This window comes from Streptomyces sp. NPDC053750 (assembly GCF_044544295.1).
Lineage (GTDB): Bacteria > Actinomycetota > Actinomycetes > Streptomycetales > Streptomycetaceae > Streptomyces.
On sequence record NZ_JBITXB010000005.1, the window covers coordinates 461,171 to 482,823 of the forward strand.

The window sequence follows — 21,653 nt, forward strand, 5'->3', positions numbered from 1 at the left end:
AGCACGCCGCGCGCGGGGGCGTGAGAACGGGGCGGGCGTCCTGGTCGAGGCGGTGAAATTACGTCATTCCGTATGCGTGGCCGACCGCCGCCCGCCAGGCTGTTGGCAAGTAGGGATGGCCCGACCCGGGAGCTGATGCCCCCTCAGGCGCCAATAAAATAAGACAACATCGGTCCGCCCGCCCACTGTTCGCGGGGTGCGTCCCGATAGGCTCAAGACGATCGACGCGGAGCCCATGGCCTGCCCGGATGGTGGAATGCAGACACGGCGAGCTTAAACCTCGCTGCCCCTTCGCGGGCGTGCCGGTTCAAGTCCGGCTCCGGGCACCACCGCTGTGCCGGCGTTCGCCCCCTCCACATGTCCCCCGGATTCCCTCGCACGGGGCCGGGCTTAACTCCTTCGCCCTGCGCTCCGACGGACACCGACGGCACGCGGCTCACCGTGCTCCGGGATGTGCGCGGCGGGGGCGATACCTCGCCCACGCCCTCGACGAGGACGGCGCGGTCCGGGCCTGGGGCCGGGGCGTGAGCGGTGCGCTGGGCGACGGGGACCGGTCGGAGCACAGCTCCGCGCGTCCCACCCGGGTGGCGGGCCTGCCCGGGATCCGCCGGATCGAGGCCTCCGGGTCCACCGGACTCGCCGTCGACACCGAGGGCGCCCTGGTACGTGATGGCCCGAGTCCGCCGGAAACCGTTGACAGCGGCACCCCAGGCGCAGAAACTCAGCTGAGCAGAAGTGAAGGAAATTTCACTACGCGAACAACGTGTTCATGGCAACGACGCCGATCGAAGGGAACGACCGATGCGCACCACCGTCGGCATCATCGGGGCCGGCCCCGCCGGACTCCTGCTGGCCCGGCTGCTCCACAACGCCGGGATCGACTCGGTCGTCCTGGAGAGCCGCGACCGCGCCTACGTCGAGCGGCGGCAGCGCGCCGGAATCCTGGAGCAGGGCACGGTGGACGTCCTGCGCGAGGCCGGGGCCGGGGAGCGGATGGACCGCGAGGGGCTGCGCCACGACGGCATCGAGCTGCGGTTCGACCGGCGCCGCCACCGCGTCGACTTCCCCGCGCTCACCGGCGGCAAGTCCGTCATGGTCTACGCCCAGACCGAGGTCTGCAAGGACCTCATCGCCCTCCAGCTCAAGGAGGGCGGCCCGCTGCTGTTCGAGACCGAGGCGCTGGCCGTGGAGGGCGCCGAGACCGACCACCCGCGCGTCCGCTTCCGCCACGGCGGTCCGGACGGCGCGGAGGACGTCCTGGAGTGCGACTACGTCGTCGGCTGCGACGGCTTCTGGGGCGTGGCCCGCGCGGCGGTCCCGGACGGGCGCACCTTCGAGCGGACGTACCCCTTCGGCTGGCTCGGCATCCTCGCCGACGTCGCCCCCTCCCACGACGAGCTGGTCTACGCCCGCCACGACCGCGGCTTCGCCCTGCTCTCCATGCGCTCCCCGTCCGTCTCCCGCCTCTACCTCCAGGTCCCCGCGGACACCGACGCCGAGACGTGGAGCGACGAGCAGATCTGGGACGAACTGGAACGCCGCTTCGAGACCGCCGACGACTGGACGCTGGCCCGCGGCCCGATCACCCAGAAGTCGGTCACGCCGATGCGCTCCTACGTCCACGAGCCCATGCGGCACGGCCGCCTCTTCCTGGCCGGCGACGCCGCGCACATCGTGCCGCCGACCGGCGCCAAGGGCCTCAACCTCGCCGTCGGGGACGTCGTCACCTTCGCGCGGGCGCTGGCCCACCGCACGCGGACCGGCTCCGACGAGCTCCTCGACGCCTACTCCGCGACCTGCCTGCGCCGCGTCTGGCAGGCCGAGCGCTTCTCGTACGACATGACGACGCTGCTGCACCGCGCACCCGACGCCACGCCCTTCGACGACCGCCTCCAGGTGGCGCGGCTGGACCGGATCGCCGGCTCCCGCGCCGCCGAGACCGACCTCGCCGAGGCCTACACCGGCTTCCCGATCGGGTGAACGCCCCGGCAGTGAGGGGAATCACTGTTCCGCGTAGCGTGTTGTCCGTCAGTGCCAGGGAAAGATCCTCCCCAAGCAGTAGGGTCATTCCTTTGCCGTTCTATTACTCTTGAGCCAAGGCTGCGCAGTGTGGCCATGGAGGAGTGAAATGAGGAGCAGAAACCCGGTCTTCTCGCGACGGGGGTTCAGCCGCGACAACGGCTACGCGGGCTTCAACGCCGCGCCGCAGGCCGGGGGCCCCGCCGTCGCCACGCAGGGCAACCCGTACGCGCAGGGCGCGCAGGGCACCCCGTACGCCCAGCCCGCCGGTAACCCGTACGCCCAGAACCCGTACGCGCAGAACCCGTACGCCCAGCAGGACCTGCAGCACGGCGCGCCGCCGCAGGCGCCGGCCACCACCGGCCGGATGACGATGGACGACGTCGTCATCCGCACGGCGAGCACGCTCGGCACGCTCATCGTGACGGCCGCGCTCGCGTGGGCGCTGCTGCCCGTGGACGACGCCAACATCGGCCGGTCCTACGGCATCGGCATCGGCGCCGCGCTGATCGGCATGGTCCTGGCGCTCGTCCAGTCCTTCAAGCGCAAGGCCTCGCCCGCGCTGATCCTGTCGTACGCGGCGTTCGAGGGTGTCTTCCTCGGCGTCGTCTCCAGCGTCGTCGACAACCGCATCGCCGACGGCGCGGCCATGCAGGCCGTGATCGGCACGATGGCGGTCTTCGCCGGTGTGCTGATCGCGTACAAGGCCGGCTGGATCCGCGTCAACCGCCGCTTCTACGGCTTCGTGATGGCGGCCGCGCTCGGCTTCGTCTTCCTGATGATGGTGAACCTGCTGTTCGCCGTCTTCGGCGGCGGAGACGGCCTCGGCTTCCGCAGCGGCGCGCTCGGTGTCGTCTTCGGCATCGTCGGCATCATCCTCGGCGCCTGCTTCCTGGCCATGGACTTCAAGCAGGTCGAGGACGGCCTGGCCTACGGCGCCCCGCGCGAGGAGGCCTGGCTCGCCGCCTTCGGCCTCACGCTGACGCTGGTGTGGCTGTACCTGGAGTTCCTGCGGCTGATCGCGATCCTGAACAGCAGCGACTAGTAGCGACCAGCAGCGACGACCAGTGACGAAGGGCCCCGGGCAAGCCCGGGGCCCTTCGTCGTGTCGTGGGGACGGCGCACACTCAGAGCAGCTTGCGCGCGGCCCTTCTCAGGTCGTACTCGTGGATGATCGCCTTCGCGTGGCCGTACGCGAGGTCGTGTTCACTGCGGAGCCAGCTGACCTTCTCCTCGAAGCGGAAGAGGGAGGGGCCGTCCTCGACGGTGCGCAGCCAGTCGGAGATCTCACGACCGGTGCAATGGGGGATGCGGGCGAGCATATTGCGATGGGTCTCCTCGGAGAAGACTTGGGACATCGGCGCCTCCGGACGAAAGGGGATGTAAGCCGGTCCTTCAGGTCACCGTGCCTGAGCGTTCGCCCGTTGGCAACAGTCTCGCACCGCCGCGTACGCTCGCGCCGTGGTTGATACGACGCCTTTGACCCGTGCCGTGGACGACTTCGCCGACCGCCTGCGCGCCGCGCCGCAGAGCAGGCTGCAACGCGGGGCCGCCGCCGAGGCGCTGGGGCTGGCCAGGGAGTTGGCGCGGCGCGCCCAGCTCGCGGAGGACCCGGACGCGGAGCCCCGGGAGATGCCGGACGCCGGGATGTTCGCCGCCGCCGACCAGATCGCCGTCGCCGCACACGACTTGGCCCTCGTGCTGAGCGACGAGGGCCAGGTGGAGGAAGCGGTGGCGCTGGTGGAGGAGGCGCGCAAGCGGGCCGGGGTCTAGAGGGACGCGATGACGCGGTCCGCCAGGATGTAGACGTTCTCCTCGCCGCAGGCGAAGGTCAGCGTGTAGGCGCCGGAGATCCCCGAGCCGCCGAGGAGGTACGGCGTCTTGCCCGCGCCCAGCGCGGCGGCCAGGCGCTCCGCGGTCTCGCGGTGGCCCGGCGTCATGCACAGCGTGGTCCCGTCGGCGAAGACGTACACGTCGAGCGTGCCCAGCGGGCCCGGGCGGACGTCGGCGAGCGCGACATTCGACTCGGCCAGCTCCTCGAGGGTGGCGACGGTGCGCTCGTGGTCGTTCACGGCCGGTGACGGGTTCGGTACGAAGTCCGGGTGCGAGGGGTGCCGGCGGCGGGCGGCGGCCAGTTCGGCGGACTCCCTGCTGCCCGCGTCCTTCGCGGTCGGCTCGTCGGTGTCCGCACCCGGCTCGACGACGGGCTCCAGGCCCACGAAATCCGCCTGGCGGGGCAGGAACAGCTCACTGTCGGACAGGCCGAGCAGCAGCGGCGCCTCGGAGGCGTCCCGCGACTCCTGGGCGGCCCAGAAGGCCCGCGCCTCGGCGAGCTCCCGCTCCCGCTCCTCGGCGAGCGCCTCCGTGACGGCGGCGCGTATCTCGTCGGCGTCGGCGGTGGTGCGGGCGGCGGGCACCCGGCCCCGCGTGGCGGCGGCGCGGCTCTCGGCCAGCTCCGTGCGCAGGGCCGCCACCTGCCGGCGCAGCACCAGAACGCTGCGCAGGACGGCGACGCCCACGGCGCCGGTGGCGGCCGTGGTGAGCAGCAGGGCGATCGGCATGGCGCTCACTGACGTACTCCCGGTTCAAAGTCGACCCCCGACTTCCTACATCAGCTTGAAGGGAGGACTATCCGTCTGTCAGTGCGTAACGTCACGAAACGGACAGGACTTTGGGTCCGGAAGGTGGGGGTGTTGCTGGTCTGACCTGCGTAAATCGAGGTGACGGGAGAGGTAGGTCACATCCTGGGGGAGATTGGGTCACAAAACGGCCCAGAACCCTGGGTCGTCGGGGTTCCGGGCCGTGGTGTCACGCTGGGTCGCGCGGGTGCTACTGACCGTCCTTCAGGGGGCGGTCGCGCGCGGCGGTGTGCCGGGGTGTGCCGGTCAGCTCAGGCGCTCGATGACCATGGCCATGCCCTGGCCGCCGCCGACGCACATGGTCTCCAGGCCGAACTGCTTGTCGTGCCACTGCAGGGAGTTGATGAGCGTGCCGGTGATGCGGGCGCCGGTCATGCCGAAGGGGTGGCCGACGGCGATGGCGCCACCGTTGACGTTCAGCTTCTCCAGCGGGATGCCGAGGTCGCGGTAGGAGGGGATCACCTGGGCGGCGAACGCCTCGTTGATCTCGACCAGGTCGATGTCGTCGATGGTCAGCCCGGCGCGGGACAGCGCCTGCTTGCTCGCCTCGACCGGGCCGAGGCCCATGATCTCGGGGGAGAGGCCGGAGACACCGGTGGAGACGATGCGGGCGAGCGGGGTCAGGCCCAGCTCGCGGGCCTTGGTGTCGCTCATGATCACGAGGGCGGCGGCACCGTCGTTGAGCGGGCAGCAGTTGCCGGCGGTGACCAGGCCGTCGGGGCGGAAGACGGGCTTCAGGCCCTGGACGCCCTCCAGGGTGACGCCGGCGCGGGGCCCGTCGTCCTTGGAGACCACCGTGCCGTCCGGCAGCGTCACCGGGGTGATCTCGCGCTCCCAGAAGCCGTTCTTGATGGCTTCCTCGGCGAGGTTCTGCGAGCGGACGCCGAACTCGTCCATGTCCTGCCGGGTGACGCCCTTGGCGCGGGCGAGGTTCTCGGCGGTCTGGCCCATCGCGATGTACGGGTCGGGGACCAGGCCGTCCTCGCGCGGGTCGTGCCAGGTGGTGCCCTCCTGCTGGGCCACCTCGGCGGTACGGGCCTCCGCCTCGGCGAACAGCGGGTTGCGGGTGTCCGGCAGGCTGTCGGAGTTGCCCTTGGCGAACCGGGAGACCATCTCGACACCGGCCGAGATGAAGACGTCGCCCTCGCCGGCCTTGATGGCGTGCAGGGCCATGCGGGAGGTCTGCAGCGACGAGGAGCAGTACCGGGTGATGGTGCAGCCGGGCAGGTGGTCCATGCCCATCTCGACGGCGACGATGCGGCCGAGGTTGTTGCCCTGCTCGCCGCCGGGCAGGCCGCAGCCGAGCATCAGGTCGTCGATGTCCCGCGGGTCCAGCTCGGGGACCTTGGCGAGGGCGGCCTGGATGATCGTGGCGGCCAGGTCGTCGGGGCGCAGGTCCTTCAGCGAGCCCTTGAAAGCACGACCGATGGGGGAGCGGGCGGCTGAGACGATCACGGCTTCGGGCATCACGGCTCCAGAGGCGAGTCGGTAAGGGGCAGGCAGGGCTGGTTGGGAAGTTACCCCGACGTATGGCCTGGGTCACGGGTCTGGCCATGTGACATGGACCGCAACTTTCTAAGCGCTTGCTTTGGCCTCCGGCGGTCGAGCGGACTTTGTCCCGCGGTCCTGTGGCGGATGCCCTGGGGGCTGCACCCCCAGACCCCCATCGGCCTGGACGACCTCGCCCTCAAACGCCGGACGGGCTGGTGGGTTCCGCCTCCGATACCCGACGCCGCCGCCGGCGCTTCAGCAGCGCCCAGGGCCCCCGCGGCCCCGTCGGCATCGCCGCCGCCACCTCCGTGCCCGCCTCGGACGCGGCCTCGGCCGCCGCCCGGGCCACGGGCAGGAAGCCCTCGCGGCGCATCGCGTCGGGGCGCTCCTCCTCGGCCGGCCACAGGCCGAGGGCGGCGCAGACCGACGGCAGGACCGCCATCGCGGCCGTGGCGTAGCCCTCCGCGGAGGGGTGGTAGTTGTCCGGCCCGAACAGCTCCCGCGGGTTCTGCGCGAACTCCGGGCCCAGGAGGTCGCCCAGCGACACCGTGCGCCCGCCCTGCTCCACGACGCCGATCGTCTGCGCCGCCGCCAGCTGCCGCGAGGTCCGCCGGGCCAGCCAGCGCAGCGGCTGCCGTACCGGTTCGATCGTGCCCAGGTCCGGGCAGGTGCCGACGACCACCTCCGCGCCGGCCGTCCGCAGCCGTCGTACCGCCCCCGACAGGTGCCGGACCGAGCGGGTCGCGGGCATTCGGTGGGTGACGTCGTTCGCGCCGATCATGATCACGCAGATGTCGGGGACCCGGTCCGGATCCCCGAGCACCAGGGCCACCTGCCGGTCCAGGTCGTCCGAGCACGCCCCCGGCGCCGCGACCGACCTCAGCTCCACCGGCCGCTCCGCCACGGCCGCGAGCCCCGACGCCAGCAGCGCGCCCGGCGTCTGCCCGGCCCGGTGCACGCCCTGCCCGGCCGCCGTGGAGTCGCCCAGCATCATCAACCGCAGCGGCGGATCGCCGGCCACCGGCAGAATGTCGCCGTACAGTCCCTGCGCGTTGGGCACCCGGTTGGGTGTGCCGATGCCCACCCGGCGCCTGGCCAGCGCCACCTCCGCCAGCAGCAGACCGAAGGTGGCCGCGCCGGCCAGCCCGATCCCGCCACCGCCGTAGGCCGCGCCGGCCGCGATCCGCCGGGCCACCCGCGCCCTCGACATGCTCGTCATACGTCGCCGCCACCTCCTCGAAGCCGTACAACCAGTGCTTGCCCCGTACGGACGGTCGCCCAATCTCAACAGGGAGTGAACGACCGGCACGGGGCACCGGCGGGGCGGCAGGCCATAGGCTGACGGAACCACTACGACCGCATCTTTTGCAGCATCCGGAGACCACGGTGCAATTCCACGACTCGATGATCAGCCTCGTCGGCAACACCCCGCTGGTGAGGCTCAACAGCGTGACCAAGGGCATCAGGGCGACCGTCCTGGCCAAGGTGGAGTACTTCAACCCGGGCGGTTCCGTGAAGGACCGCATCGCCCTGCGCATGATCGAGGCCGCAGAGAAGAGCGGAGAGCTGCAGCCCGGCGGCACGATCGTGGAGCCGACCAGCGGCAACACGGGCGTGGGGCTCGCGATCGTGGCCCAGCAGAAGGGCTACAAGTGCATCTTCGTCTGCCCGGACAAGGTGTCCACCGACAAGATCAACGTACTGCGCGCCTACGGCGCCGAGGTCGTCGTCTGCCCGACCGCGGTCGCCCCCGAGCACCCGGACTCCTACTACAACGTCTCCGACCGGCTGGTCCGCGAGACGCCGGGCGCCTGGAAGCCGGACCAGTACTCCAACCCGCACAACCCGCTCTCCCACTACCACTCGACCGGCCCCGAGCTGTGGGAGCAGACGGCGGGGAAGATCACCCACTTCGTCGCCGGCGTCGGCACCGGCGGCACCATCTCCGGCACCGGCCGCTACCTCAAGGAGGCCAGCGACGGTGCGGTGAAGGTGATCGGCGCCGATCCCGAGGGGTCCGTCTACTCGGGCGGCTCCGGGCGGCCGTACCTGGTCGAGGGCGTCGGTGAGGACTTCTGGCCGAGCGCCTACGACCGGGACGTCGCCGACGAGATCGTCGCCGTCTCCGACAAGGACTCCTTCCAGATGACCCGCCGCCTCGCCAAGGAGGAGGGCCTGCTGGTGGGCGGCTCCTGCGGCATGGCGGTCGTCGCGGCGCTGGAGGTGGCCGAGCGGCTCGGCGAGGACGACGTGGTGGTCGTCCTGCTGCCGGACAGCGGGCGCGGCTACCTCAGCAAGATCTTCAACGACGAGTGGATGGCCGACTACGGCTTCCTGGAGGACGCCGGCCCCAGCGCCCGCGTCGCCGAGGTCCTGAACCACAAGGAGGGCGGCTCCATCCCCTCCCTCGTCCACATGCACCCGGACGAGACCGTCGGCCAGGCCATCGAGGTGCTGCGCGAGTACGGCGTCTCACAGATGCCGATCGTCAAGCCCGGCGCCGGTCACCCGGACGTGATGGCCGCCGAGGTCGTCGGCTCGGTCGTGGAGCGCGAGCTGCTGGACGCCCTGTTCGCCAAGCGCGCCTCGCTGGAGGACCCGCTGGAGAAGCACATGTCGGCCCCGCTGCCGCAGGTGGGCTCCGGCGAGCCGGTGGCGGACCTGATGTCGGTGCTGGGCTCCGCCGACGCGGCGATCGTCCTCGTCGAGGGCAAGCCGACCGGTGTGGTGAGCCGTCAGGACCTGCTGTCCTTCCTCGCCAACAGCGGCAAGTGACGTCCCGTCACGGGAAGCGGTGGTGAACGCGGGGTGAACCGTCGGTTCCGGGGCCGCACTTGAGGGGCCAGGTGATCTTCGTGGACTTCGCGGAAGTGGTACGCGGGCGTCACGTTCGCGCAGCACACGCTTAACACTGGCCCGGCAGAGTAGGGGTTGTCGGCAGGGCGGGAGCGGCTCCCCGTCCCGGCCGGCACCGAACGGCGTCACGGACCTTCCGGAGCGGCTCCCGGACCTCCATGGACGCCACGGACGCGCCGCCCGGCCTCTCGGTCCCGGCGCCGCGTCCCCCGCGGGGACCGCCGTCGTCCCGCCCCCCAGCGATGGGGGTGCGGCGGTCCCCGCGCAGTCTTCGGTTCAGCCTTCGCCCAGGCGTCTCAGCCTCCGCCCAGGCGTCTGACTTCCCAGGAGCCTCAGTCTTCCCAGGCGTCGTCCTTCTCGGCGGGCCGGCGGCGGCCGAAGAGGCCCGGGTTGGTGCGGGCGGCCTGGACGACGTTGACGCCGACGATGCCCGCCCAGGTGACCAGCAGCCCGGGGAGGTGCGCGACGCCGCCGCCGATCGCGGACAGCGGGACCGCGAGGACCAGCGAGACGATGCCGAAGCCGAAGCGCTCGCCGAAGGAGTCCGTCGGCGTCGGCGACCGGCTGTCCCGGGCCGCCGTCATCTGCTGCTCGGCGAGCTGCCGGCGCACGCGCCGCTCGACCGCACCGTCGATGCGCCGGTCGACCTTCTCCAGGAACGAGTCGACCAGTGCGGACTCGTACTCCTCGCCGAGTTCCCTGCGGGTCTGCAGCGTGGCGTCGAGTTCCTTCTTGAGATCCCGCTCGTCCATTCCGGTCATGCCGTCCACGGTAGGCATCCGGACCGGCGTCGGCACGGGGGCTAGCCCCCGTCTTCGGCGGGGGACGGCCGGAGCGGGCCGGTCGCGGCGGAGCGGTCGCGGCGGGCGGTCCGCGGAGGATGCTCGGCATCGTGCGGCGCGCGGCCTCGCTGTATAACGGTATGCAGAATCCCGGATACGTGAATAGGTCGAGGGGGAGCACGGCATGAGCGGGACCGACAGCCCGGCCGCGCGGTTGCAGACGCTCTTCGAGGGGCACCGGCTGACGCCGACCCAGCGGCGCATCGCGCACAGTATGGTGCGGCGCGCCGCCGACGTGCCCTTCCTGTCGAGTGTGGAGCTGGCCGAGCTGGCCGGGGTCAGCCAGCCGTCCGTGACGCGTTTCGCCGTCGCCCTCGGCTTCGACGGCTACCCGGCGCTGCGCCGCCATCTGCGCGAGGTCGCGCCCGCGGAACCGGCCGCGGACACCGGGTCCGGCAACGAGTACCAGCAGGCCGTGGCGGCCGAGATCGAGAACCTGCGGCACCTGGCGGAGGCGCTGGCCGACCCGGGGCCGGTGGCGGAGGCGGGCCGCCTGCTCGCCCGGAGCCGGCCGCTGCCGGTGCTCGGGCTGCGCGCGGCGGCGGCCCAGGCGCACGGCTTCGCCTACTTCGCCGCCAAGGTCCACCCGGACGTCCGGCTGCTGGGCGAGGGCGGCACGATGATCCACGACCGCATCGACGCCGCCGTACGGGCCGGGGCGACGTCCCTGCTCTGCTTCGCCCTGCCCCGGCATCCGCGCGAGGTCGTCGACACGCTCGCCCACGCGAAGGAGGCGGGGCTCACGGTGGTGACCGTCGCCGACTCCGCCTTCGCGCCGGTCGCCAAGGTGTCCGACCTGCTGCTGCCAGCCGCCGTCGGGACCGGCCTCGCCTTCGACACCGCCTGTGCGCCGATGCTGCTCGGCCGGGTCCTGCTGGAAGCCATGTGCGACGACCTGCCGGACGCCCAGGCCCGGCTGGAGGAGTTCGACGCGAAGGCCGCGGCGCGGGGGCTCTTCGTGGACTGACGCGGAGCGCGGGCCCGTCCGCGGCCGTGTTCTCAGACTCGTCTCACGTTCTCCCGTTAACCTGCCTCGCCTCACACCCTTCAGACGCAACGCAGCAGCAGCGCGCAGCAACAGGGCGCAGCAGCAGGACTGGGACAGGAGGCCGGACGTGGCGCGCGGAGGACAGGGGCTGGCTCGGGTCGCCGTCGTCGTAAGGGCGGGGGCGGCACCGCTGTGGTGGCTGGGCGTGGTGGCGGCGGGCATCGGGGTGCTGGTGCCGGGACTGACCGGGCGGCGGATCGGCGTCCTGGCCGGCGCCGCGCTGTTCCTCGTCGCGACCGCCGTCGTGGCGACCGTCCGCCGGAAGCGGTACACCGTCCTGGCCGGCTCGGCCGCCCGCGCCGGCAAGCACGACGTGCTCCAGGACCGCGCGGTGACCGTACGCAACTGGCGCCGCGGCCACCGCTGGTGGCTGTTCCTCGCCTTCCTCGCCGCCCTCGGCAGCGCCTTCGCCGTGCCCGCCGCCGCCGGACTGCTGATGGCCGGCTGCGGCACCGGCCTGTGGCTGAAGTCCGCCTGGATCGGCCGCCGCGAACAGGCCGAGGGAGCCCTCCTGTGGGTCCGCGTCGACTGGCTCGCCCGCAACGCCGGCCGCCCGGCGGGCAAGGCGGTCAAGGCCTACCGCAGCACGGGCATCGCGGCGGGCGACGCGGCCCCGGGCGGGGCGCGGCGGAAGGCGGCGGCACTGGTGTGATGCCGGGCGGATGTCGGTTCCGCGCCGGGTGCGGGGGCCGCGTCGGGTGCGGGTGCGGGTGCGGGTGCCGCGTGGCCGGTCGCGCCCTCGCGGCGGTGGCCGCACGTGCCACCGCCCCGCGCCCCTGACGGCGTCGTCCGAGCCGCGTCAGGACGACCGGAACGGGGACGTCAGCGCGTCCGCGTGCGCCCCGCCCGCCTCCGACACGATCTCCGCCACCGACTGGGCCTCCCGCACGGTCGCGAAGGCGACACCCCCCAAGCCGTCCGCCCCGAACCCGTACACCCCGGGACGTGCCAGCGAGTTGTACGCGTAGTGATGCGCGAAGTAGTACGCCCCCGTGTCCAGCGCCGCCGCGTAGTCCCCCTGCTCCAGCATCGGCAAGGCACGTCCCGCCGCCAGCAGGTCCCCCGCGAAGCAGGCCGGCCCGGCCACGTCCTGCACCACCGCGGGCCCCTCCTTCGGCACCCCCTTGCCGTCGTACGCGGCGATCCGCAGCGGCCACGCCCCCGGCGCGTACACCGTCCGCGTCGCGACTTGCACGCCAGCGTGCGTCACCGCGACCGGCCGCCCCCCGGCGCTCTTGGCGTACTCCACGCGCGCCACCACCGTGCCGTGCTTGGCCAGCAGTGACCGCCCGAACTCGGTGACCAGCCCGTACCGCCCGTCGAGCAGCCCCGGCACCGCCTCGCGCAGCACCCGCGCGTACTCGGCGTACGTCGGTGTCGTCTCGTCCGAGGCGAAGTTCACCGGCAGCCCGCCGCCGATGTCCAGCGTGTCGATCTGCCGGCGCCCGGCCCGCCCGTTGATCTCCTCGGCGAGCGCGTACGTCTCGGCCACTCCCTCGGCCATCAGGGCCAGCGGGATGCCCTGTGACCCGGTGTGCGCGTGCAGCCGGGTCAGCCACGGCCGGTCCAGGTACGCCCGCACCACCCACTCGCGCGCCCCCTCGTCGCGCAGCGCCACCCCGAACTTCGAGGTCGCCGTCGCCGTCGACAGCGCCTCGATGGAGCCCCCGCCGACCTGCGGGTTCACCCGGATGCCGAGCGGCGACCGGCTCGCCGCCCCGGCCATCAGGCGGTCGAGCCGCTCCAGCTCCTGCGGATTGTCCGCGTTGAGGGCGATGCCCAGCGCCAGCGCCTCCCGCAGCTCGTCCGGCGTCTTGGCGGGCGAGTCCAGCACCGTCCGCTCCGCCGGCACCCCCGCCGCCCGCGCCAGCGCCAGCTCACCCGGGCTCGCGACCTCCGCGCCGATGCCCTCCTCGTGCAGCAGCCGCACCACCGCGACCAGCGGGGTCGCCTTCACCGCGAAGGCGTGCAGCACGGGTGTCCCGGGTGCCGTCACCGCCTCGAAGGCCGCCCGCAGCTCCGCCGCCGACTCCCGGATGCCCGCGACGTCCAGCAGTCCGACGATCGGGGCGTCGGGCCCCAGCAGCCCCTGTTCCACGGCCGCCCGCACCGCCGCATCCCGCCGCGCGGCCCGCTCCGCTCCGGTGCCGCCGAGGTCCCCGCCCATGTCCGTGCCGTCGCTCACGCGATCCTCCGTCCCCTCGTCGTCCGTCCAGCACATCCGCCCGGACACATCCGTCCAGCGCATACAGCCAAACACCCGCGACACGTCCGCGCCGGGACACGGACGTATTGACTAGTTCTATTCATGAGGCGAGGATGTGAATATCTCCAGTAACAATCCGCCGGGAGCAAGCCACCAGGAGGCAGACCATGTCCGGACCCCGCCCCGTCCGCGCGCCGCGCGGCACCGAGCCGAGCGCACTGGGCTGGCAGCAGGAGGCCGCCCTGCGGATGCTCCAGAACAACCTCGACCCCGAGGTCGCCGAGCACCCCGACAAGCTCGTCGTCTACGGCGGCACCGGCAAGGCGGCCCGCGACTGGCGGTCCTTCGACGCCATGGTCCGCACCCTGCAGACCCTCAAGCAGGACGAGACGATGCTCGTCCAGTCGGGCCGCCCGGTCGGCGTCATGCAGACCCACGAGTGGGCCCCGCGCGTCCTCATCGCCAACTCCAACCTCGTCGGCGACTGGGCCAACTGGGAGGAGTTCCGCCGCCTGGAGGCCCTCGGCCTGACCATGTACGGGCAGATGACCGCCGGCTCCTGGATCTACATCGGCACCCAGGGCATCCTCCAGGGCACCTACGAGACCTTCGCCGCCGTCGCCGCCAAGAAGTTCGGCGGCACCCTCGCCGGAACCATCACCCTCACCGCCGGCCTCGGCGGCATGGGCGGCGCCCAGCCACTGGCCGTCACCATGAACGACGGCGTCGCGATCTGCATCGACTGCGACCCGCGCGCCATCGACCGCCGCATCGAGCACCGCTACCTCGACGTCAGGGCCGACTCCCTCGACCACGCCCTCCACCTGGCCACCGAGGCCCGCGACCAGCGCAGGCCGCTCTCCATCGGCGTCCTCGGCAACGCCGCCGAGCTGGTGCCGCAGCTGCTCGCCATGGGCGCCCCGATCGACATCGTGACCGACCAGACCTCGGCCCACGACCCGCTGGCGTACCTCCCCGTCGGCATCGCCTTCGACGACATGGCCGACGCCGCCGCCAAGGACCCGGCCGGCTTCACCACCCGGGCCCGCGAGTCCATGGCCCGGCACGTCGAGGCCATGGTCGGCTTCCAGGACGCCGGCGCCGAGGTCTTCGACTACGGCAACTCCATCCGCGGCGAGGCCCAGCTCGCCGGCTACGACCGGGCCTTCGCCTTCCCCGGCTTCGTTCCCGCCTACATCCGCCCCCTCTTCTGCGAGGGCAAGGGCCCCTTCCGCTGGGCCGCCCTGTCCGGCGACCCCGCCGACATCGCCAAGACCGACAAGGCGATCCTCGACCTCTTCCCGGAGAACGAGTCCCTGGCCCGCTGGATCAAGATGGCCGGCGAGCGCGTCCACTTCCAGGGCCTGCCCGCCCGCATCTGCTGGCTCGGCTACGGCGAGCGCGACAAGGCCGGCGAGCGGTTCAACGACATGGTCGCGAGCGGCGAGCTGGCCGCGCCGATCGTCATCGGCCGCGACCACCTCGACTGCGGCTCCGTCGCCTCCCCGTACCGCGAGACCGAGGCCATGCTCGACGGCTCCGACGCCATCGCCGACTGGCCGCTGCTCAACGCCATGGTCAACGTGGCCTCCGGCGCCTCCTGGGTCTCCCTCCACCACGGCGGCGGCGTCGGCATGGGCCGCTCCATCCACGCCGGGCAGGTGACGGTCGCCGACGGCACCGCCCTCGCCGGCGAGAAGATCCGCCGGGTCCTCACCAACGACCCCGGCATGGGCGTCATCCGGCACGTCGACGCCGGGTACGACATCGCGGAGTCCGTCGCCGAGGACAAGGGCGTGCGCGTGCCCATGCGTGAAGGCGGCACGGCGTGAGCTTCCACCGCATGTGGGCGGAGCTGCTGCCGGTCGGCCGCAGCTCCGCCTCCGGCGGCTACCGCCGCTACGCCTGGACCGGCGCCGATGCCGACTGCCGGGCCTGGTTCCGGGAGCAGGCCGAGGCGCGCGGGCTGACCTACGAGCTCGACCGCAACGGCAACCAGTGGGCCTGGCTCGGTGACCCGGCCGCCGGGAACGCCGTCGTCACCGGCTCCCACCTGGACTCCGTACCCGACGGCGGCGCCTTCGACGGCCCCCTCGGCGTCGTCTCCGCCTTCGCGGCCCTGGACGAGCTGCGCGCGCGAGGAGCCCGGCTCACCCGACCGGTCGGCATCGTCAACTTCGGCGACGAGGAGGGCGCCCGCTTCGGCCTCGCCTGCGTCGGCTCCCGGCTCACCGCCGGCGCGCTCACCGTCGAGCAGGCCCACCGCCTCACCGACGGCGACGGCATCACGCTCCCGCAGGCCATGGAGAACGCCGGATACGACCCGGACGCCATCGGCCCCGACCCCGAACGGCTCGCCCGCATCGGCGCCTTCGTCGAACTCCACGTCGAACAGGGCCGCGCCCTCGACCTGTCCGGCGACCGCATCGGCATCGCGAGCGCCATCTGGCCGCACGGACGATGGCGCTTCGACTTCCGCGGCGAGGCCAACCACGCCGGCACCACCCGGCTCGCCGACCGGCGCGACCCGATGCTGAGCTACGCCGAGACCGTCCTGGCCGCCCGCCGCGAGGCCGAACTCGCCGGCGCCGTCGCCACCTTCGGCAAGATCAGCGTCGAGCCGAACGGCGTCAACGCCATCCCGTCCCTCGTGCGCGGCTGGCTCGACTCCCGCGCCGCCGACCAGGAGAGCCTGGACACGGTGGTCGGCGGGGTGGAGAAGGCCGCCCGCGAGTACGCCACCGCCCATGGCGTCGACCTCGACGTCGTACGCGAGTCCTTCACGCCCGTCGTCGAGTTCGACCACGCCCTGCGCGACGAACTCGCCCGCATCCTGGGCAGCGACACGGAAGGCAACGACGCAGGAGGCAGCGGCGCGGAGCTGAAGGTGCCCGTCCTCGGCACCGGTGCGGGACACGACGCCGGAATCCTCTCCGGACGCATCCCGACCGCCATGCTGTTCGTGCGCAACCCCACCGGCGTCTCGCACTCCCCGGCCGAGTACGCCGCCGAGGACGACTGCGTGGCCGGGGTGAGCGCACTCGCCGACGCACTGGAAGGACTGGCCTGCACGTGACCCCCACCGAGCGGACCCGGACGTACTGGCTGGAGCACGCGTGGTTCGGCACCCATGTCGAGCCGGGCGTCACCGTCGATGTGCGTGACGGCCGCATCACCGAGCTCCGCACGGGCACCCCCACCCCGCCCCCCGGCGCCGAGATCCTGCGCGGTCTGACGCTGCCGGGGCTGGCGAACGCCCACTCGCACGCGTTCCACCGCGCCCTGCGCGGCACCGTCCAGGTCGGCTCCGGCACGTTCTGGACCTGGCGCGAGGTCATGTACTCCGTCGCCGACCGGCTCACCCCGGAGACCTACCGCGACCTCGCCCGCGCCGTGTACGCCGAGATGGCCCTCGCCGGCATCACCACCGTCGGCGAGTTCCACTACGTCCACCACGCCCCCGGCGGCACCCCCTACGCCGACCCCAACGCGATGGGCGAGGCCCTGATCGAGGCCGCCGCCGACGCCGGCATCCGCATCACCCTCCTCGACACCTGCTACCTGTCCTCCGGCTTCGGGCAGCCCCCCAACACCCACCAGCGCCGCTTCTCCGACGGCACGGCGGACGCCTGGGCGGAACGCTGTTCAGTTCTCAAGGAACGGGATCACGCACGGATCGGCGCGGCGATCCACTCCGTACGGGCCGTGCCCGCCGACCAGTTGGCGACCGTGGCGCGCTGGGCTGAGGAACGGCGGGCCCCGCTGCATGTGCACCTGTCCGAGCAGACCGCCGAGAACGACGCCTGCCGCGACGCCCACGGGTGCACCCCCACCCGGCTCCTCGCCGACCACGGCGTGCTCGGACCCCGCACCACAGGCGTCCACAACACCCACCTCACCGACGAGGACATCGCCCTGCTCGGCGGCAGTCGCACCGGCACCTGCATGTGCCCGACCACGGAACGGGACCTCGCCGACGGCATCGGCCCGGCAGCAGCCCTTCAGCAGGCGGGCTCCCCGCTCTCCCTCGGCTCCGACAGCCACGCCGTCGTCGACCTGCTGGAAGAGGCGCGCGCCATGGAGCTCAACGAGCGCCTGCGCACCCGCACCCGCGGCCACTGGACCGCCGCCGCCCTGCTGCGCGCCGCCACCGCCGACGGCCACGCCGCCCTCGGCTGGGACGACGTCGGCACCCTCGAGGCCGGGACCCGCGCCGACCTCACCACGGTCGCCCTGGACTCGGTCAGAACAGCGGGGCCGCTGCCCAGGCTCGGCGCCGAGACGGCCGTATTCGCCGCGACGGCAGCGGACGTACGGCACACGATCGTGGGTGGACGGCACGTCGTACGCGACGGCGCCCACACCCTCGTACCCGATGTGCCGCAGGCCCTCGCGCGGGCCGTCGAAGCCCTGCGCTCCTAGCGACGACCACCGCCCGCCCCCACCCCCACGAGGACGTCACGGACCCCATGAGCAGCAGCACCGTCATCACCAACATCGCCGCACTCGTCACCAACGACCCCTCCCTCGGCGACAACTCCCCCCTCGGACTGGTCCGGGACGCGGCCGTCGTCATCGACGGCGACCGCATCGCGTGGACCGGTGAATCAAGCAAAGCACCCGCCACTGACAATCGCGTCGACGCCGGTGGCCGTGCGGTCCTCCCCGGCTTCGTCGACTCCCACTCCCACCTCCTCTTCGCGGGCGACCGCACCGAGGAGTTCAACGCCCGCATGTCCGGCCGCCCCTACAGCGCCGGCGGCATCCGCACCACCGTCGCCGCCACCCGCGCCGCGAGCGACGCGGAACTGGAGGCGGGCCTCACCCGCTACCTCGAAGAGGCCCTGCGCCAGGGCACCACCACCTTCGAGACCAAGTCCGGCTACGGCCTGACCGTCGCCGACGAGTCCCGCGCCCTGCGCGTCGCCGCCCGCCACACCGACGAGGTCACCTTCCTCGGCGCCCACATCGTCGCCCCCGAACTCGCCGACGACCCCGCCGCCTACGTCGCCCTCGTCACCGGCGAGATGCTCGACGCCTGCGCCCCGCACGCCCGCTGGATCGACGTGTTCTGCGAGAAGGGCGCCTTCGACGGCGACCAGGCCCGCGCCATCCTCACGGCGGGCAAGGCCAGGGGCCTGCACCCCCGCATCCACGCCAACCAGCTCTCCCACGGCCCCGGCGTCCAGCTCGCCGTCGAACTCGACGCCGCCAGCGCCGACCACTGCACCCACCTCACCGACGCCGACGTGGACGCCCTCGCGCACAGCCGCACGGTCGCCACCCTGCTTCCCGGCGCCGAGTTCTCCACCCGCGCCCAGTGGCCCGACGCCCGGCGCCTGATCGACGCCGGTGCCACGGTCGCCCTGTCCACCGACTGCAACCCCGGCTCGTCCTTCACGTCCTCCGTGCCCTTCTGCATCGCCCTCGCCGTACGGGACATGGGGATGACGCCGGACGAGGCGGTCTGGTCGGCCACCGCGGGCGGCGCCGCGGCCCTGCGCCGCGACGACGTCGGACGCCTGACTCCGGGCGCGTACGCCGACCTGACGCTGCTCGACGCCCCGAGCCATGTCCACCTGGCCTACCGGCCGGGGGTGCCGCTGGTCGCGGGGGTGTGGCGGCGGGGCGTGCGTAAGGTGTGAGCGAACGAGCATCGGTGGGAACGGGGGACGGGGCGGATGGCGAGGCACTGGTGGGCATGGGGCGCGCCGTTCCTGGTGAACCTGCTGCTCGGCGTTCCGGCCGTGGTGCCGATCTGGCTCGTGTGGTACCTGCTGGTGAACTGGCCGCTGGCCGAGCTCGGTTGGACCATGCGCAACCCGACGGAGAACGACGGCATGGCGCTCTGGCTGGTGATCGTCGTACCGGTGGTCGCGTTGTTCGGGCTCATCTGGTGGCTGGCCAATGAACCCCTGCGGCGCAGGACCGCCCTCGCCCCGCGCTCGTTCTGGCTGCTGTGCGTCCTGGTGCCGTTCCTGCCGACGGCCGCGCTGTTCGCCAACTCCGTCTGAGGGGCGGCGGCAGCCCGAAGGGGGGCGGCCCGGCTTCGGACCGCCCCCCTGGAGGGCAAGCGACACCCGGTCAGGGCCTGAGGACTACTCCTCGACCGTGAGCCCCTTGCGCAGCCGTACGAGGGTCCGCGACAGCAGACGTGAGACGTGCATCTGGGAGATCCCCAGCTCCTCGCCGATCTCCGACTGGGTCATGCCGGCGACGAAACGCAGGGAGAGGATCTTCCGGTCCCGGGCGGGCAGTTCGGCGATCAGCGGCTTCAGCGACTCGACGTACTCGATGCCCTCGAGCCCGTGGTCCTCGTAGCCGATGCGGTCGGCGAGCGCGCCCTCGGCGTCGTCCTCCTCCGGCTGGGCGTCCAGCGAGGAGGCGGTGTAGGCGTTGGACGCCGCCATGCCCTCGACGACCTCGTCCCGGGACAGACCGAGGTGCTCGGCCAGTTCGCTCACCGTCGGGGCGCGGTCCAGCCGCTGGGCCAGCTCGTCGCCGGCCTTGGCCAGGTCGAGCCGCAGCTCCTGGAGGCGGCGCGGGACGCGCACGGACCACGAGGTGTCGCGGAAGAAGCGCTTGATCTCGCCGATGATGGTCGGCATCGCGAACGTGGGGAATTCCACACCGCGCGACAGCTCGAAGCGGTCGATCGCCTTGATCAGGCCGATCGTGCCGACCTGGATGATGTCCTCCATCGGCTCGCTGCGCGAGCGGAAGCGGGAGGCGGCGAACTTGACCAGCGCGAGGTTGAGCTCGACGAGCGTGTTGCGTACGTACGCGTACTCGTGCGTGCCTTCCTCCAGCGACTCCAGCCGCTCGAAGAGGGTCTTGGACAGGGCCCTGGCGTCCGCCGGAGCAACCTCGTCGTACGCGGGGATGTCCGGAAGCCCGGCGAGTGCGTCGTCGTGGTCGACGACCGCGTCGTGATGCTCGATGGGATCCAGATGTTCCGGAGGGAGTGTCGACGTCGCTTCTTGGGTACGCGATCCGTCGAGCCGGGGTGACATGATGTCCTCCATCGTTCTCGGCATACGGCTGCCGAAGCCAATTACGTGCACTGCGGTGTGCGGCGCCTCCAAAGCCGGCCGTGTCGGTTACGTGTTCCTACTAGCCCTACCGGGTTTACCGAGGCCACCGCAAGTGTGTTGTGTGTTGGTATGTCCGTTTGTGTGCGGTTGTTCGGCTGTCGGACTGAGGTGGGAAGGCGTAGTGTTCGAGGGCGTCAGCAGGCAGTCACGACCTCGGGAGAGAGAAACGGCATGGACCGCGGGACGGTCGGCAGTGCCCAGTCGGGCCGGCTTCTGGTGGAAGTACGGGAAGAGGGCCCCAGTGCCGTCGTGACACCGGCGGGTGAGTTGGATCACCACACCGCCGATCTGTTGCGCGAGCCGCTGGAGGACTGTCTCGCCAAGGGATTCAACCGGCTCGTCGTCGACTGCTCGCGTCTGGAGTTCTGCGACTCCACGGGACTCAACGTCCTGCTCGGCGCGCGGTTGAAGGCGGAGGCCGCGGGGGGCGGTGTACACCTGGTGGCCATGCAGCCCGTGGTGGCCCGCGTGTTCGAGATCACGGGGGCCGAAGCGGTCTTCACCCTCCATGACACGCTTGCGGCCGCCCTGTCCGACGCGTCCGACTGAGCTGTTCCTTTCCGGCCGTCGGCGGGTCTCGTGCGTCCTCCGGGGCTGGGGTGTTCGCCCCGATCTGAGTTTCGTGGCGAATACAGGGGTGTTCGGACGGCCCGGTCGGGCAGGAGACACCCTGGACTTACTGTGCCTGAACTGACTGTGTACGACTTTGAAACGTGAACTGGTGAATCGGTGAGGTGAAGCGCTGATGAGCACCACCCGGCCCTACCCGCCGGGCGACCGCGGTCCGGAGCCCAGTGGCGCTTCCGGGGTGTCCGAGGGGGGCGTGCCCGGGACCGGGGAGTCCGAGGAGGACGTGTCCGCGGGGCAGGCCGCCGTGATCGGTGCGCCCGCGTCCCCGTCCTCTTCCGTGTCCATGCCCGTGCCCGGGGGTGGCGGTGGGCGGCAGGTTCGCAGGCTGAGCTTCGACGACCAGAGCGGCGTCGTGCCGCTCGCGCGCGACTTCACCCGTCAGGCGCTGTACGCCTGGGGCTGGCTGCCCTCCGCCACCGCGGACCAGCGCGCCGCCGCCGAGGACGTCCTGCTCGTCGTGTCCGAGCTGGTCACCAACGCGTGTCTGCATGCCGAGGGGCCGGACGAGCTGCGGATCACCTGTGAGAAGAAGGTGATCCGGCTGGAGGTCTCCGACCGCGGCACGGGGCAGCCGGCGCCGCGCACCCCGCATCGCGCGGGGCGTCCCGGCGGCCACGGCATGTTCATCGTGCAGCGGCTGTGCCTGGACTGGGGCGTGGTCCGTACGCCCGGGGTCGCGGGCAAGAGGGTGTGGGCGGAGCTGGGAGCACCGGCGTAGGCGTAGGCCTGCGGCGCGTCTCTCCTCCGCGCCCTCTGCATCCAGGCCGCGCGTCCTGTCTCCTCGCCCCCGGCGGTGTCCTGCGACCCTGGCCCCGGTCGAGTCCTGTG

General features: G+C 72.3%; 20 protein-coding genes and 1 tRNA gene. 14 read left to right on the forward strand and 7 right to left on the reverse strand.

Translation table 11 applies throughout. From position 1 onward, the window contains the following. Positions 1-242: 242 nt before the first annotated feature. The 3 genes from ACIGO6_RS17935 to ACIGO6_RS17945 all read left to right on the forward strand — a co-directional run bounded on the left by ACIGO6_RS17935 (position 243) and on the right by ACIGO6_RS17945 (position 3,064). Positions 243-329: transfer RNA gene (locus tag ACIGO6_RS17935), tRNA-Leu, on the forward strand. A 472-nt stretch (positions 330-801) separates the two neighbouring features. Next, positions 802-1,980 carry a 4-hydroxybenzoate 3-monooxygenase gene (locus ACIGO6_RS17940; RefSeq protein WP_399876852.1) on the forward strand — a complete coding sequence of 393 codons (1,179 nt, stop codon included), beginning with the start codon at positions 802-804 and terminating at the stop codon, positions 1,978-1,980. 148 nt (positions 1,981-2,128) lie between these two features. Next, positions 2,129-3,064: a Bax inhibitor-1/YccA family protein gene (locus ACIGO6_RS17945; protein ID WP_399876855.1), complete on the forward strand. Its 936-nt coding sequence runs from the start codon at positions 2,129-2,131 to the stop codon at positions 3,062-3,064. Positions 3,065-3,146: 82 nt separating this feature from the next. On the opposite strand, the gene ACIGO6_RS17950 is transcribed toward ACIGO6_RS17945, so the two are convergent. After that, the gene (locus ACIGO6_RS17950; protein ID WP_399876857.1) at positions 3,147-3,377 is read right to left on the reverse strand and encodes a DUF4287 domain-containing protein; all 231 of its coding nucleotides are present in this window, start codon (positions 3,375-3,377) and stop codon (positions 3,147-3,149) included. Positions 3,378-3,480: 103 nt separating this feature from the next. On the opposite strand from ACIGO6_RS17950, the gene ACIGO6_RS17955 reads away from it, so the two are divergent. Further along, positions 3,481-3,792, forward strand: a complete 312-nt coding sequence (locus ACIGO6_RS17955) for a hypothetical protein (RefSeq protein ID WP_399876859.1) — start codon at positions 3,481-3,483, stop codon at positions 3,790-3,792. Here the strand turns inward: ACIGO6_RS17955 and ACIGO6_RS17960 are convergent. The 3 genes from ACIGO6_RS17960 to ACIGO6_RS17970 form a co-directional block, all read right to left on the reverse strand. After that, positions 3,789-4,589 (reverse strand): hypothetical protein, encoded by an 801-nt coding sequence (locus ACIGO6_RS17960; RefSeq protein ID WP_399876862.1) that lies wholly within the window; start codon positions 4,587-4,589, stop codon positions 3,789-3,791. The two genes, ACIGO6_RS17955 and ACIGO6_RS17960, sit on opposite strands and share 4 nt — an antisense overlap. 315 nt (positions 4,590-4,904) lie before the next feature. Then, positions 4,905-6,125 carry an acetyl-CoA C-acetyltransferase gene (locus tag ACIGO6_RS17965; protein WP_399876864.1) on the reverse strand — a complete coding sequence of 407 codons (1,221 nt, stop codon included), beginning with the start codon at positions 6,123-6,125 and terminating at the stop codon, positions 4,905-4,907. Between the two features lie 220 nt (positions 6,126-6,345). Beyond that, positions 6,346-7,368, reverse strand: a complete 1,023-nt coding sequence (locus ACIGO6_RS17970) for an SGNH/GDSL hydrolase family protein (protein ID WP_399876866.1) — start codon at positions 7,366-7,368, stop codon at positions 6,346-6,348. 167 nt (positions 7,369-7,535) lie between these two features. On the opposite strand from ACIGO6_RS17970, the gene ACIGO6_RS17975 reads away from it, so the two are divergent. Then, positions 7,536-8,924, forward strand: coding sequence for a cystathionine beta-synthase (locus ACIGO6_RS17975; RefSeq protein ID WP_399876869.1), 1,389 nt, complete (start codon positions 7,536-7,538; stop codon positions 8,922-8,924). Positions 8,925-9,337: 413 nt separating this feature from the next. Here the strand turns inward: ACIGO6_RS17975 and ACIGO6_RS17980 are convergent, their stop codons facing one another. Next, a complete protein-coding gene (locus ACIGO6_RS17980; protein WP_399876871.1) occupies positions 9,338-9,766 on the reverse strand; it encodes a hypothetical protein in 429 nt (142 codons plus the stop codon). A gap of 205 nt (positions 9,767-9,971) precedes the next feature. Here ACIGO6_RS17980 and ACIGO6_RS17985 point away from each other — a divergent pair, with 205 nt between their 5' ends. Both ACIGO6_RS17985 and ACIGO6_RS17990 read left to right on the forward strand, forming a co-directional pair. Beyond that, the gene (locus tag ACIGO6_RS17985; RefSeq protein ID WP_399876873.1) at positions 9,972-10,814 is read left to right on the forward strand and encodes a MurR/RpiR family transcriptional regulator; all 843 of its coding nucleotides are present in this window, start codon (positions 9,972-9,974) and stop codon (positions 10,812-10,814) included. A gap of 148 nt (positions 10,815-10,962) precedes the next feature. Next, complete coding sequence (locus ACIGO6_RS17990; RefSeq protein ID WP_399876876.1) at positions 10,963-11,547, forward strand: hypothetical protein; 585 nt, start codon at positions 10,963-10,965, stop codon at positions 11,545-11,547. Positions 11,548-11,694: 147 nt separating this feature from the next. On the opposite strand, the gene ACIGO6_RS17995 is transcribed toward ACIGO6_RS17990, so the two are convergent. Further along, complete coding sequence (locus tag ACIGO6_RS17995; RefSeq protein ID WP_399877034.1) at positions 11,695-13,062, reverse strand: diaminopimelate decarboxylase; 1,368 nt, start codon at positions 13,060-13,062, stop codon at positions 11,695-11,697. A 206-nt stretch (positions 13,063-13,268) separates the two neighbouring features. On the opposite strand from ACIGO6_RS17995, the gene hutU reads away from it, so the two are divergent. From hutU to ACIGO6_RS18020, 5 genes are read left to right on the forward strand one after another with little or no spacing between them, the layout of a single operon-like run. After that, positions 13,269-14,933 (forward strand): urocanate hydratase, encoded by a 1,665-nt coding sequence (gene hutU / locus ACIGO6_RS18000; protein WP_399876877.1) that lies wholly within the window; start codon positions 13,269-13,271, stop codon positions 14,931-14,933. After that, entirely contained in the window at positions 14,930-16,177 is a 1,248-nt protein-coding gene (locus ACIGO6_RS18005) for an allantoate amidohydrolase (RefSeq protein WP_399876880.1), read from the forward strand. The genes hutU and ACIGO6_RS18005 overlap by 4 nt, the downstream gene beginning before the upstream one ends. Beyond that, on the forward strand, positions 16,174-17,523 hold the full coding sequence (locus tag ACIGO6_RS18010; RefSeq protein WP_399876883.1) for a formimidoylglutamate deiminase: 1,350 nt from the start codon (positions 16,174-16,176) through the stop codon (positions 17,521-17,523). Before ACIGO6_RS18005 ends, ACIGO6_RS18010 begins: the two co-directional genes overlap by 4 nt. Before the next feature lie 47 nt (positions 17,524-17,570). Beyond that, positions 17,571-18,746, forward strand: a complete 1,176-nt coding sequence (hutI, locus tag ACIGO6_RS18015; RefSeq protein ID WP_399876885.1) for an imidazolonepropionase — start codon at positions 17,571-17,573, stop codon at positions 18,744-18,746. Positions 18,747-18,782: 36 nt separating this feature from the next. Next, on the forward strand, positions 18,783-19,115 hold the full coding sequence (locus ACIGO6_RS18020) for a hypothetical protein (protein WP_399876887.1): 333 nt from the start codon (positions 18,783-18,785) through the stop codon (positions 19,113-19,115). Between the two features lie 84 nt (positions 19,116-19,199). Here ACIGO6_RS18020 and ACIGO6_RS18025 read toward each other — a convergent pair whose 3' ends face one another. Beyond that, positions 19,200-20,126, reverse strand: a complete 927-nt coding sequence (locus ACIGO6_RS18025; protein ID WP_399876890.1) for an RNA polymerase sigma factor SigF — start codon at positions 20,124-20,126, stop codon at positions 19,200-19,202. 240 nt (positions 20,127-20,366) lie between these two features. Between ACIGO6_RS18025 and ACIGO6_RS18030 the strand changes: the two genes are divergently transcribed. Next, complete coding sequence (locus ACIGO6_RS18030) at positions 20,367-20,744, forward strand: STAS domain-containing protein (protein WP_399876891.1); 378 nt, start codon at positions 20,367-20,369, stop codon at positions 20,742-20,744. 196 nt (positions 20,745-20,940) lie between these two features. Next, positions 20,941-21,543, forward strand: a complete 603-nt coding sequence (locus ACIGO6_RS18035; RefSeq protein ID WP_399876892.1) for an ATP-binding protein — start codon at positions 20,941-20,943, stop codon at positions 21,541-21,543. The last annotated feature ends 110 nt before the right edge of the window (positions 21,544-21,653 follow it).